At 35.3% G+C, this 14,690-nt stretch carries 13 protein-coding genes; 4 read left to right on the forward strand and 9 right to left on the reverse strand.

All coding sequences use genetic code 11. From position 1 onward, the window contains the following. Position 1 precedes the first annotated feature (1 nt). Positions 2-2,230 carry a beta-glucosidase BglX gene (bglX, locus tag J3495_RS00100; protein ID WP_210664530.1) on the forward strand — a complete coding sequence of 743 codons (2,229 nt, stop codon included), beginning with the start codon at positions 2-4 and terminating at the stop codon, positions 2,228-2,230. Positions 2,231-2,269: 39 nt separating this feature from the next. Here the strand turns inward: bglX and J3495_RS00105 are convergent, their stop codons facing one another. Next, positions 2,270-2,527 carry a hypothetical protein gene (locus tag J3495_RS00105; RefSeq protein ID WP_210664531.1) on the reverse strand — a complete coding sequence of 86 codons (258 nt, stop codon included), beginning with the start codon at positions 2,525-2,527 and terminating at the stop codon, positions 2,270-2,272. Positions 2,528-2,786: 259 nt separating this feature from the next. Between J3495_RS00105 and J3495_RS00110 the strand changes: the two genes are divergently transcribed. Then, positions 2,787-3,542 (forward strand): NUDIX hydrolase, encoded by a 756-nt coding sequence (locus J3495_RS00110; protein WP_210664532.1) that lies wholly within the window; start codon positions 2,787-2,789, stop codon positions 3,540-3,542. Here J3495_RS00110 and J3495_RS00115 read toward each other — a convergent pair. From J3495_RS00115 to ahcY, 8 genes are all read right to left on the reverse strand, one after another. Further along, on the reverse strand, positions 3,530-4,147 hold the full coding sequence (locus tag J3495_RS00115) for an alpha-ketoglutarate-dependent dioxygenase AlkB family protein (RefSeq protein ID WP_210664533.1): 618 nt from the start codon (positions 4,145-4,147) through the stop codon (positions 3,530-3,532). The genes J3495_RS00110 and J3495_RS00115 overlap by 13 nt on opposite strands. Next, on the reverse strand, positions 4,134-4,379 hold the full coding sequence (locus J3495_RS00120) for an Ada metal-binding domain-containing protein (RefSeq protein ID WP_210664534.1): 246 nt from the start codon (positions 4,377-4,379) through the stop codon (positions 4,134-4,136). Before J3495_RS00120 ends, J3495_RS00115 begins: the two co-directional genes overlap by 14 nt. Positions 4,380-4,524: 145 nt before the next feature. Beyond that, on the reverse strand, positions 4,525-5,238 hold the full coding sequence (locus tag J3495_RS00125; protein ID WP_210664535.1) for a 2OG-Fe(II) oxygenase: 714 nt from the start codon (positions 5,236-5,238) through the stop codon (positions 4,525-4,527). Positions 5,239-5,934: 696 nt separating this feature from the next. Beyond that, the gene (locus J3495_RS00130; RefSeq protein ID WP_210664536.1) at positions 5,935-6,801 is read right to left on the reverse strand and encodes a methylated-DNA--[protein]-cysteine S-methyltransferase; all 867 of its coding nucleotides are present in this window, start codon (positions 6,799-6,801) and stop codon (positions 5,935-5,937) included. Positions 6,802-7,041: 240 nt separating this feature from the next. Then, positions 7,042-8,121 (reverse strand): WG repeat-containing protein, encoded by a 1,080-nt coding sequence (locus J3495_RS00135; protein WP_210664537.1) that lies wholly within the window; start codon positions 8,119-8,121, stop codon positions 7,042-7,044. A 16-nt stretch (positions 8,122-8,137) separates the two neighbouring features. Further along, complete coding sequence (locus tag J3495_RS00140; protein WP_210664538.1) at positions 8,138-9,022, reverse strand: HNH endonuclease; 885 nt, start codon at positions 9,020-9,022, stop codon at positions 8,138-8,140. After that, complete coding sequence (locus J3495_RS00145; protein ID WP_210664539.1) at positions 9,022-11,280, reverse strand: AAA family ATPase; 2,259 nt, start codon at positions 11,278-11,280, stop codon at positions 9,022-9,024. The genes J3495_RS00140 and J3495_RS00145 overlap by 1 nt, the downstream gene beginning before the upstream one ends. A 362-nt stretch (positions 11,281-11,642) precedes the next feature. Beyond that, positions 11,643-12,959: an adenosylhomocysteinase gene (gene ahcY / locus J3495_RS00150; RefSeq protein ID WP_210664540.1), complete on the reverse strand. Its 1,317-nt coding sequence runs from the start codon at positions 12,957-12,959 to the stop codon at positions 11,643-11,645. Positions 12,960-13,267: 308 nt separating this feature from the next. Here ahcY and J3495_RS00155 point away from each other — a divergent pair, with 308 nt between their 5' ends. Next, positions 13,268-13,912: a 4'-phosphopantetheinyl transferase family protein gene (locus tag J3495_RS00155; protein ID WP_210664541.1), complete on the forward strand. Its 645-nt coding sequence runs from the start codon at positions 13,268-13,270 to the stop codon at positions 13,910-13,912. A 46-nt stretch (positions 13,913-13,958) separates the two neighbouring features. Next, positions 13,959-14,684, forward strand: a complete 726-nt coding sequence (locus J3495_RS00160; RefSeq protein ID WP_210664542.1) for a geranylgeranylglyceryl/heptaprenylglyceryl phosphate synthase — start codon at positions 13,959-13,961, stop codon at positions 14,682-14,684. Positions 14,685-14,690: the final 6 nt, after the last annotated feature.

Consider the following 14,690-nt stretch of genomic DNA (forward strand, 5'->3'; position numbering starts at 1 on the left):
AATGAAGAGAATAACCACAATGACCCTGTTGATGGTGTCCTTATTTGCCACTGCGCAGCAAGAAACAATAGATCAAAAAGTGAATACTTTATTGAAGAAAATGACTATTGAAGAGAAAATAGGCCAACTCAATCAGTACACGGGAGACAACTCGGCTACGGGGCCTATTACCATAAATCCAAACAAACAAGCCGAAATAAAAGGAGGTTTGGTGGGCTCGATGCTCAATGTCATCGGAACAACTTACACCAGAAAATATCAGGAATTAGCGATGCAATCCCGCCTTAAAATCCCGATGTTATTTGGTCAGGATGTGATTCATGGTTATAAAACTACATTTCCAATTCCGCTAGCAGAAGCTGCCAGTTGGGATTTGCAAGCCATCGAATTGGCTGCCAGAGTTGCGGCCACAGAAGCCTCCGCAAGCGGAATTCACTGGACATTTGCTCCTATGGTAGATATTGGTCGTGATCCTCGCTGGGGACGTGTGATGGAAGGCGCCGGAGAGGATACTTATTTGGGTTCTAAAATTGCGTATGCAAGAGTAAAAGGTTTTCAGGGCAGTAAATTAGGCGATTTAAACTCGGTTATGGCGTGTGTAAAACATTTTGCAGCCTATGGAGCAGCAACAGGCGGAAGAGATTATAACTCGGTTGATATGAGCGAAAGAATGTTGTTCGAAACGTATTTGCCGCCTTTTAAAGCGGCCTTAGATGCCGGTGCCGCTACGTTTATGAATTCTTTTAATGACCTTAACGGGATTCCTGCAACAGGAAATGTTTATTTGCAAAGAGATATTTTAAAAGGAAAATGGAACTTTCAAGGGTTTGTTGTATCAGACTGGGGTTCTATAGGAGAAATGGTCGCTCACGGTTACGCAAAAGACAACAAACAAGCTGCTCTTGCTGCCATTACAGCAGGAAGTGACATGGATATGGAAAGCAATGCTTATCGCTATAATCTGGCCGATCTTGTTAAAGAAAATAAGGTTTCGATTGATTTGATTGATGATGCTGTACGAAGAATTCTTCGCAAAAAATTTGAGTTGGGTCTCTTTGATGATCCTTACCGTTATTCGGATGCAAAAAGAGCCGAAAAAGCATTAAACGATCCGGAGAATAGAGTAGCAGCTCGCGAAATGGCGAAGAAAAGTATCGTTTTATTAAAAAACGAAAACGAGACATTGCCACTTTCTAAAAACCTGAAAACGATAGCTTTCATCGGCCCGATGGTCAAAGAATACAAAGCCAATATGGGTTTTTGGGCGGTTGAATTGCCAGAAGTGGATTATAATAAATGGATCGTTTCGCAATGGGATGGTTTCCAAAATAAAGTAGGTAAAAATACCAAGCTCCTTTATGCAAAAGGCTGCGAGGTTGAGGGAGATAACAAAAGCGGTTTTGCCGAAGCTGTCGCAATCGCCCAACAAGCAGATGTTGTGGTTTTGAGTATTGGAGAAAGACACGATATGAGTGGTGAAGCAAAAAGCAGAAGCGACCTTCATTTGCCTGGTGTTCAGGAAGATTTGGTAAAAGCCATTGCTGCAACAGGAAAGCCAGTTGTTGTTCTGATCAACGCTGGAAGACCGCTTATCTTCAACTGGACCGCAGACAATGTTCCTGCCGTTGTGTATACCTGGTGGCTGGGTACAGAAGCCGGAAATGCAATCGCCGATGTATTGTTTGGAGATTACAATCCGTCTGGAAAATTACCGATGACTTTTCCTAGAGAGGTTGGGCAGGTTCCTATTTATTACAATCATTTTAGTACGGGAAGACCACCCGCTGACGAAAATGCTAAGGGCTATGTTTCTTCGTATATTGATCTAAAAAACTCGCCTAAATTTCCTTTCGGATATGGTTTGAGTTATACTAAATTCAATTATTCAGGTTTAAAATTATCTTCGGTAAAAATGAAGAGAGACGAAGCTATTAAAGTTTCTTTTCAATTATCGAATGTTGGAAAAGTAGCAGGAGAAGAAGTGGTGCAATTGTATCTCAAAGACAAATTTGGTTCTGTCGTGAGACCAGTTTTAGAACTGAAAGATTTTCAAAAAGTAAAATTAAATGTAGGAGAATCTAAAACGATCGAATTTACAATTGACAAAGAAAAGTTATCTTTTTATAACAATAAATTAGAATGGGGGCCAGAAGCTGGAGATTTCGAGCTGATGATTGGCACCTCATCAGCAGATAGTAAACTTAAATCTGACTTTGAGTTAGTAGATTAGAAGTAAGAGGTAATTGGCGTTATTGATTTTATAAAGGTGCTATTTTAGTACATTGTGTATAAAATCGATAGCGCCAATTCCTTTATAAGAAGCAAAAAGGGCTTTGTCAAAAGCCTCGCGTTTTGCTTTTTTATCTTTGTTCTCATTCTCAACGATCATTTCGTTAAAAATGCGCTCCTGTTCTTCGCTATATTTCATCGAAGCTTCTAAGAGATAAGTCTTAGAAACATAGCCAAAAGAGGTGAGAATTTTGGTGGTGATTTTCTGATTTATTTTTTTTGTAAAATTGCTAATCATATCGCTTTCATTGACTTTCGTGTGTTCTTTTCATCAGATAACAACCATTTTTCTTTCAAATGTGTTATTATGAAGCAATGTACTTATTTTTTTAATTTGATTTTAATTTTAAGTAAAATTTGTGATCTCAAGAAACTTTTTTTTTCTTTAATTATAATAATAAGTAGCTTGTTTCTAAAAGTGATCCCGATTGTAGAAAATTAAGTTAAATTGCATCTTCAAAGAGCAGTCAGAAATTCTGGCAGTAAACAAAAAAACAATGTTACAAGGAGTGATAGAAAACAATGCAAATTACCAACCCGGACTTTCTATAGATTGTGTCATTTTTGGTTTCCATGACAATCAGCTTAAAGTTTTACTACTCAAAACGCCTTTTGAAAGCAAATGGTCTTTGCCAGGTGGTTTTGTGCCAATTGATGAAGACATCGATACCGCCGCTGTGACAGTTCTGAATGTGCGCACAGGTATAGAAGGTATTTTTTTGAGGCAATTTGCTGTTTTCGGAAAAGTAAAACGCAATGACAAACATTTTAATGATACTGTTTTAGACTACCTTAAAATTCCTCAACAAGAAGTTAAATGGTTCACTCAGCGATTTATAACTATTGGGTATTACGCCTTGGTCGATTTTTTGAAAGCAGTTCCGCAGAAAGGAAATCATCAGGAAACCATCTCATGGATTGATCACAAAGAAGTGCCGGAACTCATACTAGATCACAAAGAAATTCTCGATAAAGCGCTTGATACCCTTCGTACAGAACTGAATTTAATGCCAATTGGATACAATCTTTTGCCCGAAAAATTTACGATTCCCGAACTTCAAAAGTTGTACGAAACTATCTTGGATAGAAAGCTAGACAGGAGAAATTTTCTCCGCAAAATAACCCACATCGGCATCTTGAACAAGCTTGACGAAAAGAAAAGCAACGTTGCCCACAAAGCCCCTAATTTGTATAGTTTTGATACACAAAAATACCAAGAAGTACTTAAAAACGGATTGAATCAGGGCTGGTAGCCCACAATAGTTCGAAAAGTCAGGTTTACTCTGGGTTTAAAAATGGTCTTGGTAGGAGGCAAACGATGCAGCCAGTGTGTTTGTGTGGTGTCTTTCATGACCAACACACTGCCATGTTCTAGTACTAAAGAAACCGTTTCTTTGCTCTCTTTATGCTTGAAAGCAAACTTGCGCTCGGCACCAAAACTCACCGAGGCAATGGCACCATTTTTCTTTAAATCCTTCTCACCATCACTGTGCCACGCCATGCCTTCCTCGCCAGAATGATACAAATTAAGCAAACACGAGTTGAATGTTTCTCCTGTTTTTTCCTCAATAATCGCTTTCAATTCCAGTAAGGCCGCCGTCCAAGGCAGGGCTTTTTTGGTGGTGTTAGAATAAGTATATTCAAAACCTACATCGCCGTACCACGCCACTTTTCTTTTGGTAATAATGAGTTTTCCAAAGATCACCGCTTCGTCATTTTTCCATTCGATAGTATTCAGCAAAACATCACAATAATGATCAGAAGATGCTCTGTCAAATAGTTTTCCGTAGTAATTTACGGTACCGTCTTTAGGAAGTAAGTTCGTTGTTGGTTCTGTTTCGAGGTTAAATAAGTCCATTTTTCCAGTTTAGGTATTCGGTTTTCATGCAGTGTCCACAAGGTCTAAAGCCGTTTTGTCTGGCTTCATTTTCAGACAAAAAGAAAACTCGGTTTTCACGTTTCATTCTTTTGCCAGAAGCACATTTTAATGTACCATAGATTCTTAGTTTTCGGTTGCCACCGAAGCAAATTTCGTGATTTTTAATTTTAATCAGGAGATTTGAATTTGAAATTTCATTATGTATAATCATTTTTTTTAAGTTAGAAAGGTACTGAGGTGCTAAGGTTAAAAAAATAGAGCTGTTTGACTTTTCTTAGCTGATTATCTTAGTGCCTCAGTAACTTAGCGCCTCAGCATCTTAGTAACTCAGCATCTTAGCAACTCAGTCCCTTAAATCAAGACAACGCATCATGAAAAATAATGCCTACTGTATGTCGTTCGCCACTGTGTATTTCACTCACGCCATGTTTCATATTTACACGATAATAGCCTTTTGTGCCTTTTACAGGTCTGAAATTGGTGGTAAAAATCAAAAGATCTCCCTTTTTGGGTTGCAATACAATCGCTTTAGACTGTGCACGGGGCGTTTGTTCGGTCAATACAAATTGGCCTCCTGTAAAATCTTCATCGGGTTCGTTTAAGAAAAGCACTGTTTGAATGGGGAAATAAACCGCTCCGTACAAATCCTGATGCAGCGTATTAAAACCACCTTTACCATATTTTAAAATTAGAACCGTTGCTTTCTGTTGATTATTGGCGTGACATTGCTGTAGTAATTCTTTGTGTGTGTCAGGAAAAAAAGTGTCAATATTTAAGACTTTCATCCACGCATTGGCAATGGGTGCCAGTTTAGGATAAAGTGATGTTCGAAGAGTCTGAATCAGATTGGGTAGCGGATAATCAAAATATTTGTATTCACCCAAACCAAAACGGTAACGCTCCATTACAACTGTTTTTCGGTACAAAGTTGGGGTAGCATAATTGGTTTTTAAGGCCTCGCATTGTTCATCAGTGATCACATTAGGAACAATAGCAAATCCTTTTTGGTGCAGGTCTTCGGTTATACTTTCCCAATGAAGGGCAGCTATTTTTTGAGAGGTTTTTTGCATGGTAGTAATTTTAAATAATGAATTAAAAGGTATAAAATAATGATACAAAGGAGTTGTTTATAGTTCGAATGAATTTCTATGACCCATTGGAGGGGCTATGTACAGCATCCGAGTGGTTCTGAGATAAACTGATGGGATATTTACAAGCTTGGTTGCGGTTCTGGATAGCATTGTTGCGATCTAGAACCCTACCATTGGGGTTCTATCAAGGTCGGTTGGGGTTCTGAGCTCCTCCGATGGGGTTCTGAACCGTAATGATGAGGTTCAGAACCCCAGCCACGGGGTTTAGAACCCAACCAATGGGGTTCGCAACCTAACTCACGGGGTTCTGAACCAAAGCTACGGGTCTTACAACCCCGCCGGAGTAGCTTAGAACCCCAACGGAGAGGTTCAGAACCGCACTGACGTGGTTCGGAACCTCAATAACGGGGTTTGGAACCCCAATAATGGGGTTCATAACCTCACTGATGGGGTCTAGAACCGCAACGACGGGGTTTGGAACCCCAATGATGGAGTCTGGAACCTCAACGACGGGGTTTGGAACCGCAATGATGGGGTTCGAAACCTCAACGACGGGGTTTAGAACCGCACTGATGGGGTTCGGAACCCCAAATTTTAGGTTCAGAAGGGTAAAACTTGATGATTTGACTTAAAAATGGGGTGGCTGGCATTAAAAATACCATTCCAAGATTGCCTTTAAGGAGAAAAAGCACCTGCGTCCAGATCAGACTGAGCGCTTTCCCACCCAATTATAGCGGTTTTTCGGGTGTTTCCCCACATGTATCCGCCAAAAGTACCCGTAGACTGAATCACACGATGACACGGAATTAAAAAGGCGACAGGATTGCTGCCAATTGCCGTGCCCACCGCTCGTGAGGCATTGGGTTTTGCTATTTTTTGTGCAATTGTACCATAAGTAGCAAGCTGCCCCATGGGTATTTTTAGCAAGGTTTCCCAAACTTTCAACTGAAAATCGGTTCCTTTTAAGTGTAGTTTTATTTCAGATAATGTACTCCAGTCATTCTGGAAAATAGCGAGGGCATTTTGTTGCACACCATCTGATTTTTGTTCGAATGTTGCATTAGAAAATTGTTGTTGTAATCCGATTAGTCCCGCGATTTCATCTTCGGCGAAAGCCATAAAACAAATGCCTTTTGAGGTAGAAGCCACGATAATATTCCCGAAAGGGCTTTGGGCAAAACTATAGCGGATAGACAGGTTTTTGCCGCTATTTTTGTATTCGGCAGGGGTCATGCCTTCTATTTTTATAAATAAATCATGAAGGCGGCTGGTGCCCGAAAGACCGGTCTCAAAAGCGGCATCAAATAAGGTGGCTTGCTGATTGTCTTTGAGTATTTTTTTGGCATGCTCGACACTGATGTACTGCAAAAACTTCTTCGGACTCGTGCCTGCCCACTCGGTAAACAACCGCTGAAAGTGAAACGGACTTAAATGTACTTTTTCTGCCACCTCATCTAGATTGGGTTGCGTTTTAAAGTGCGTCTTGATATACTCGATAGCAGCAGCAATGCGATTGTAATTGATGTTTTCCTGTGTGTTCATTTTTTTTCCATTTTATAAAGCAAAGATCGATTGGTTTCTCTGGTTATAAAATCCGAAACTTGCTGAGTTCTATAACCGAGAAGAGTATTAGGATTTATGCAAAGTTGGCTATATTTTGCTTGCAAAGTCACAAATAGGTAAACATGGTGGTCATTTTTGTCATCCTGACGAAGGAAGGATCTTCGCAAGTAAATCGGCAAAGATTAGGGAGTTTTAAATAAAACTTTGCCAACAAAAGTTTTATTTAAGCGCCTTTTTTCCCGACGAAACACTGATTAATTGATACCCTTTTTCGGTTCTTAGAAACTCAAAATGATCCTGAGTATAGTCTTTCTTATCCTGATTTGAAATGACGATGTTTTTTACGGGATATTGCCAATCTTTTGGTTCATTACAATTATTGAAATACGTTTTGTATTCGCTGGTTTCAAAAATAAATTTATTTAATCCATCTGAGGAAACAAAATAATCTGTTTTCGCAGCATTTAGTTCCTGTAATTTTAGTTTTATAAAAGTATAATTCTGGCCGATAAATTTAGTTTTGGATGCAGTTACCCAACCGTTTGGCTCTTTCCAATAGGTAATTTTGTCAAAAGAATTTTTTATTAAATTGTCTTTGGATACATCCGAGAGTAAATTGTTTTTGAGCCATGCTTTAAACTCCTTATCAAAATTGATGAACGAATAATAGAGTCCGTCAACGCCAAGGAAATGATCTCTTGTAGGATCTGGATTTTGTTCTTTTGATTTTTCTAAAGAATAAAAATTGAGTTCATCAGTGTAGGCAAAATTTTCAACTAATACTTTGTTCGTGGTGTCAATAAGATATTCTTTACCGCCAGACCAGAAATAATGTTCTCCATCTTGTGTTTTTGTAGCATCTTTTAGGGCGATGATCATTCCGTTTCTAACCCTTGTTATGTTACTGTATTGGGCTGGAATTACAATTTTTCCATCGCTATTAAACAAGCCCATTTTGTCTGTTTTATAATCTTTAAAACGAATAAAACCTTCGTTTTCGCAATCGGGACCATTGTCATAAATGTACAAGCTATCGCGACCGACTATTTTGCCCGATTTTGTAAGGTAATAACTTTTCCAGGTTGCGTTAGTTTCCTCTGAAACCACCATAATAGCATCAAATTTATGAGCAATAGTCATACCCATAAATTTTGGTGCTATTTTGATGTTGCCGTTGCTGTCCTTAAAGCCTGTGAGTGTAGAGTCTGTATTCTGAAAAGCAATCCAAGTGTCTTTGTTTTGGGCAAATGTATTAAAAGTGAAACAGACAAATATATAAAGAGGGATAAATTGTTTCATATAATTGATTTACTTTTTACTGTTTTAATAATTCTTTAATTATATCATGCTTAAATTTGCTAAACGGTCTTTTATGATACTCTTCTTCTTTAATTTCAATTCCAAAAATCATCCTGCATGCTTCTTCTTCAGACATAGAAAGTCCTGAAAATGTTTTATTCAGTAAAATGTCTAAATAATTGTTTGAATATTTATAACGAAGATCTAGCAAGTCTTTCAGTTCTTTTTCAGAATGAGCATCGTAAATTTCTTTTGTTTTATTAAATTTTAATGTTTCCTTCGTTTTTATATGTTCTACATTTATTTTCATTTTAAAATCATTTAAGGAATGATAGTCATAGCTAAATGTAAATTCATTTTTGTCAAAATAAGGATGATTCATTTTATCTAGGGCTGTTAACCAATCAAAACTTTTAGAAGCCCCTTTTATATGATTGCAAGAATGACAACTTGGAATTAAATTATAAAAAGATAATGCTAAAATTGGAAATTCTCCTTTTGGAAACCAATGATCTAGTTCTGCTCTTGCATTATTGCCTCCAAAGTATAAAGTATAATTTCTGTTGCAATACAAACAGGTATCAATGTTTAATAGGTTTAAAAATTCTTTGTTTGGAAAACTACCATAACCTGTTTGAATGAAAAAGCTCTTGATTAATTCAATTTGGTGTTTTGAAAATTGTTTCTTTTTATACTCTTCATGAATTTCAATTAAACGCTCTGGTTTTCCGGTTATCAATTCTAATTTGTGCTTTTCTAAAAAAGTAATGAACTCTTTGCATATATTCTTAATTTTATTATTTCTTTTGATATATCCGTTCGAAATTAGAGTTTCAAAAGTGTCTAAAACTTTTTCATGATGAAATTTAACAGCTTCGGATGTTGGATTTATTGTAATCATTATATACCAAATTTAGATTTTAAAAAATCAATTTCTTTTCTGGCTAATTCTTTTTGAAAATCTTTGCCTCCTTTTAATTCATCAATCATTTCCGCTAATTTCATTTTTAAAATTGGCTCATCAATTAGTTCAATAATTTGTTTGTGATGATTGTACTCATCTTGACTTAGTTGATAAAGTTCCTGAGATTTACTGTCTTTTTTATAGTTTTCTAAATTAATCCATTTTATCGTATCTTCAATCTTAGCTTTTGCAAAATCTCCCATTAAACCGTTATCGATAAAAAAACTATCTGCTAATAAATCGGTAATGTTTGCGCCAAAAGACTTTTTTGGTTTGTTTTCAGTATCAAGAATAACCGTTTTACCATTCTCTTTTTTTAAATAAATAATATTACCATTAGGAATGTCTGATAATGTTAAAGGGTCGTGAGTTGTAAATATGATTTGTATTCTCAATCCAATAAATATTTTGGGTAAAATTTTTATTAATGTGTTGACAAACATTTTTTTCCATTTAGGATGTAGTCCTAAATCTGCCTCATCTAAGAATAAAATTGCAGGTAAATCAACATTAGTATTTATTTCTTTGTTGTCATGTAATAATGAAATAAGATTAAAAATCATTTCTTCACCTGAACTTAAAATAATATTTGGAAAAAAATTAATAAATTGATGATAATCTGATTTAAACAATTTGGTTAGTTCAAAATAAAATTTTTCGTATAAATCTAAAATAGTTACAGCGGTAGTGAAATTAACTATAACTTTACAATTACCATCTAATATTACATTATCATTATCTGCAATTGACTTTTCAAAATTTACAGAGAAATCAATTAATAAATCGAAAGGAAATACTATATCTGCTTTTTTGTTATTTATATCAAGAAAATAAAAATTGTTTTTAAGTAATTTAAGTATTTCAATAGAACTGTTTATATTTTCTAAATTTTCAAAATCTTCTAAATTTTTAATTTTTGGAAAAATATTGGTTTTTTCTGGATTAAAAATTAAATCAGTTATATAGCGCATCAATTCAAGAACCAAAAAATCAATTGTTTGCATGTAATTAGATTCATTCGCTGAATATTTTGATGTTTTTGAACGAAAAAAATCATTAATCATATCAAATGTTGATAATGTATTTTGAACTTCTGTTTCTAAGATTTCTCTATATTGATAACTAGCATTCTTAAATGGATAATGTTTAATAGAATTAGTGGCTACTATGTTACTTTTATGAAATTCTATATTTATTTTTTTAAAAACAGGTAATGAATAGTCATCAAGAATATCTGTAATTTCTTTATTTGATAACATTTTCATCCATCTTTTTAGTTGAGTATTTTTATAAAATGAAAATGTAAAATCAGAATTATAAAACTTAAATTTCTGAGAATTTAAATCGTTTAATATTTGACTCATTAAAGATAAATCCAATGAGTTAGCTTGATTTTTATGTATTCTATTATCGCTTAAATAATTTGAAAAATAGATAGGAAAACCATAAAACTGAGACTTTTCATTTTTAGCTTTAAAGTTTTTAGAAATGATTTTAAAATCACTTTCTAAATCAAAAAATGAATAATATTTAATTTCTTCAGTTTCTTCAATAATAAAAAACACACATTCTTCTTCGCCAGTTCTTACAGGTATTAATTGATTAAATAATTTTGTTAATAAACTAGTTTTACCAGTTCCATTTTCACCAACAATAGCTGAAACCAATGCGATGTCTTCGCCGAAAAAGTGCTCGATAAAATTTGGATTTGGTTTACAAATTAATTCAACAGAGTTTTCATCATAAGATTCGATGCAGTAAGTATTCCTGCCACCTAAATTGATTATTTGAGGTTTCTCAAATAAAAATTCGTGATTATGAATATATACAGCTACAATTTTTGAGGAATGTCTACTCATATCAAATATGTCATTTTTTAAAAAATCACCAATGTAAGATTGGCTGTTTATTTTATGAATTCCGTATCCAAAAAGGATTAATAGTTTGAGATTTTCGAGAGGTCTAAAATCTCTAATAGGATTATTTCTTAAGTCTAGTTCTTTTAAATTTTCAAACTCTTTTACAAAATCAATGTTCGTTATTTTATTTTCAAATAGATTGAGCGAAATGACTTTGTCATTGTCATCTATTTTGTAAGTATTTCTGTTTTTAAAATGAAAAAAATCATCAATGGTTGAGAGGTTTAACTCAAATCCTAATGTCTTTTCTAAATTTAAAATACTAATGGGCTTCATAATAAAAAGATTTATTCAAATATATAAAAAGCAAGACCTGTATTTTTATGGATTGCCATAATTTGTAAAATTATTACTAAAAAACAGAGTTTTAAAAATAATTGTCTTTTTTTAAACGCGATGTGCGTGAGGGATAGCAGCAAGCTACCGAAGTAGCGCGGATAGCCCGACAGCCTTTAAGAAATGGCCCAATGAGCGCAAAGTATATTGGGCCGTTTTTTAAAGGTTGGCACGCCCGGATTATTTTAGATTTTAGATTGATGTATAATTAAAAAACAAAACCCGACAGGTTTTAAAATCTGTCGGGTTTGATATAGACAATCGAAGAAATCTAAAATCAGAAATCTTCAATCTAAAATTATTTAGTATCTGTAGTATTCTGGTTTAAATGGACCTTGAACTTCTACACCAATGTACGCAGCTTGATCGTCACGTAAAGTTTCTAACTCAACGCCTAATTTTGCTAGGTGCAAAGCAGCTACTTTTTCATCTAAATGTTTTGGTAACATGTAAACTTCGTTTTTGTAAGCAGCACTGTTTTTCCATAGCTCGATTTGAGCCAAAGTTTGGTTGGTAAATGAGTTACTCATTACAAAACTTGGGTGACCTGTAGCACAACCAAGATTTACCAAACGACCTTCTGCAAGAATGATGATGTCTTTTCCAGCGATAGTATATTTGTCTACTTGTGGTTTGATTTCGATTTTTGATGCACCGTGGTTTTTGTTCAACCAAGCCATATCAATTTCGTTATCAAAGTGTCCGATGTTACAAACAACGGTTTTGTCTTTCATTTGCTCGAAGTGAGAACCTAGAACGATGTCTTTGTTTCCGGTTGTGGTTACGATAATATCGGCAGTTGCAATAACAGTGTTTAGTTTTTTTACTTCAAAACCGTCCATTGCAGCTTGTAAAGCACAAATTGGGTCGATTTCTGTAACAGTTACAATAGAACCTGCACCTCTAAAAGAAGCAGCAGTTCCTTTTCCAACGTCACCGTATCCGCAAACGATTACTCTTTTTCCAGCCAACATTAGGTCTGTTGCACGACGTACAGCATCTACAGCAGATTCTTTACAACCGTATTTGTTATCAAATTTAGATTTAGTAACCGAGTCATTTACATTAATTGCAGGCATTGGCAATGTTCCCGCTTTTACTCTTTCGTAAAGTCTGTGAACACCAGTTGTAGTTTCTTCAGACAATCCTTTTATTCCAGGAACCAATTCTGGGAAACGGTCGATCACCATGTTGGTTAAATCTCCACCATCATCAAGGATCATGTTCAATGGTTTTCTGTCTTCACCAAAGAATAAAGTTTGCTCGATACACCAGTCAAACGATTCTTCGTCAAGACCTTTCCAAGCATATACTTGGATACCTGCAGCAGCAATAGCAGCAGCAGCCTGATCTTGTGTAGAGAAAATGTTACAAGAAGACCAAGTAACTTCTGCACCAAGAGCGATTAAAGTTTCGATCAAAACTGCAGTCTGGATAGTCATGTGCAAACATCCGGCGATACGAGCACCTGCAAGCGGTTGTTCGTCTTTATATTCAGCACGAAGTGCCATTAAACCTGGCATTTCAGCTTCAGCTAGTTCAATTTCTTTTCTTCCCCAAGCCGCTAGAGAGATGTCTTTTACTTTGAAAGCCACATAAGGCGTTGTTGTAGTACTCATTATATAGTATATTTGTATATTGTAAAATTTTTGCAAATTTACGGAATAGCTTTTTAATTTTGGCTACTTTCTTTAAGATTTGTGAAATGTTTAATCACTTAATCTTTTGCATCTTAGATAAATATTTGATTGTTGTACTGCTCATATTCAGACTAAGAAGCTAATCCTGCTGTCCGCTGTATCTTTTCCTGGCTAAAGAAGCCAGAAAAAGGATGCCGCTCCCATCAGGGCTAAAAATTAAAATGTACGAGAACTTTTGGTTTCAAAATACTTTCAGTAGACAGCTATAATTCATAATTAGAAAAAGAATGCCTTTATATCAAACCATACAGTGTAACGCAACCACCAAAATTCTAGTTTGGAAAATAACCGAATCGTATGAGGAGTTATTCAGTAAGGTAACGCTAAAAGAACAAACGCAAATTAGACTTAGCGGCATGAAGTCTGAGCTGCACCAACGTGCTTTTTTGAGTGTTCGCATGCTGATTCAGGAAGTGGGTTTTACCGACCACGATTTGCATTATGATGAATTTGGGAAACCTCATTTTGATTGTCAACATCATATTTCGATTACGCATTCACATCATTTTGCAGCCATTATTATTAGTCTGGAAACAGTAGGAATTGATGTAGAATTACAGCGTGACAAAATTCTCCGTATTGCCGATAAATTTGTAGAGACTGAAACAAGTTACCTAAACACTCAAAACAGTTCTGATCTTGTGCGGGAATTAACCGTGATTTGGGGAGCCAAAGAAGCTATTTTTAAAATAAGAAACGAAAAAGGAATCAGTTTTAAGGATCACATTCAGGTTGAAGCTTTTTCTTTAGATGAAAATCAAACTCACGCCAGCCTTCATTTTGAAGGTTTGATCAAAGATTTTGAAGTCAATTATGTAGAAATAGAGAATTTTACTTTAGTCTATGCTTTTGAGAAGCGTGAATCGTTTTAGTTTTTAATAAAATTGCATTAAAAAAACTTTTACTTTTACGCCCAATATGCAACAAAAATTACCCAATATTTATCAGCAAATTATCCAGGCGAAGTGCGATGGGCAAAAGTTACTCGCGATTCTTTTGGATCCGGATAAAATCGATTTAGAAAAATTAGATCAGTTAGTATTAAAAATAAATACATCGCCAGCTACTCATATTTTTGTAGGGGGAAGTATTGTTCAATCAACTATTTTAGAAGAATTGATTGGTAAATTAAAACAAAAAACATCTTTACCTCTTGTTTTGTTTCCGGGAGATCCGAGTCAGATTTCGCCTCAGGCAGATGCCATCTTGTTCTTATCATTATTGTCAGGCCGAAATCCGGATTATTTGATTGAATACCATGTAAAAGCAGCTCCAATTTTAAAAAACACAAATCTTGAAGTAATCTCTACAGGATATATTTTGATAGAAAGTGGCGCAGAAACTGCCGTTGCCAGAGTAAGCAAAACGGAACCTCTGGAGAGAGAAAATACCGATTTGGTTTTGGCTACAGCACAAGCAGGAGAAATGTTAGGCAATAAATTAATGTATTTAGAAGCAGGCAGTGGCGCTAAAAAGGCAGTTCCTTTGAACATTGTTCAGCTTGTTTCTCAAAATCTTAAAATCCCTGTCATTGTTGGAGGAGGAATTGTAGATTTGCAGGGAATTCAAAATGCGCACGAAGCAGGAGCCGATCTGGTTGTTATAGGAACCGCTTTTGAAAATAATATTCATTTTTTTGATTAGAAGAAC

This window comes from Flavobacterium geliluteum, from assembly GCF_017948595.1.
GTDB classification, from domain to species: Bacteria; Bacteroidota; Bacteroidia; order Flavobacteriales; family Flavobacteriaceae; genus Flavobacterium; species Flavobacterium flavipigmentatum.

Coding starts and splice junctions, on each gene's coding strand:
- bglX (WP_210664530.1), top strand. CDS start 2: ATGAAGAGAATAACCACAATGACCCTGTTGATGGTGTCCTTATTTGCC.
- J3495_RS00105 (WP_210664531.1), bottom strand. CDS start 2,527: ATGATTAGCAATTTTACAAAAAAAATAAATCAGAAAATCACCACCAAA.
- J3495_RS00110 (WP_210664532.1), top strand. CDS start 2,787: ATGTTACAAGGAGTGATAGAAAACAATGCAAATTACCAACCCGGACTT.
- J3495_RS00115 (WP_210664533.1), bottom strand. CDS start 4,147: ATGGACTTATTTAACCTCGAAACAGAACCAACAACGAACTTACTTCCT.
- J3495_RS00120 (WP_210664534.1), bottom strand. CDS start 4,379: ATGATTATACATAATGAAATTTCAAATTCAAATCTCCTGATTAAAATT.
- J3495_RS00125 (WP_210664535.1), bottom strand. CDS start 5,238: ATGCAAAAAACCTCTCAAAAAATAGCTGCCCTTCATTGGGAAAGTATA.
- J3495_RS00130 (WP_210664536.1), bottom strand. CDS start 6,801: ATGAACACACAGGAAAACATCAATTACAATCGCATTGCTGCTGCTATC.
- J3495_RS00135 (WP_210664537.1), bottom strand. CDS start 8,121: ATGAAACAATTTATCCCTCTTTATATATTTGTCTGTTTCACTTTTAAT.
- J3495_RS00140 (WP_210664538.1), bottom strand. CDS start 9,022: ATGATTACAATAAATCCAACATCCGAAGCTGTTAAATTTCATCATGAA.
- J3495_RS00145 (WP_210664539.1), bottom strand. CDS start 11,280: ATGAAGCCCATTAGTATTTTAAATTTAGAAAAGACATTAGGATTTGAG.
- ahcY (WP_210664540.1), bottom strand. CDS start 12,959: ATGAGTACTACAACAACGCCTTATGTGGCTTTCAAAGTAAAAGACATC.
- J3495_RS00155 (WP_210664541.1), top strand. CDS start 13,268: ATGCCTTTATATCAAACCATACAGTGTAACGCAACCACCAAAATTCTA.
- J3495_RS00160 (WP_210664542.1), top strand. CDS start 13,959: ATGCAACAAAAATTACCCAATATTTATCAGCAAATTATCCAGGCGAAG.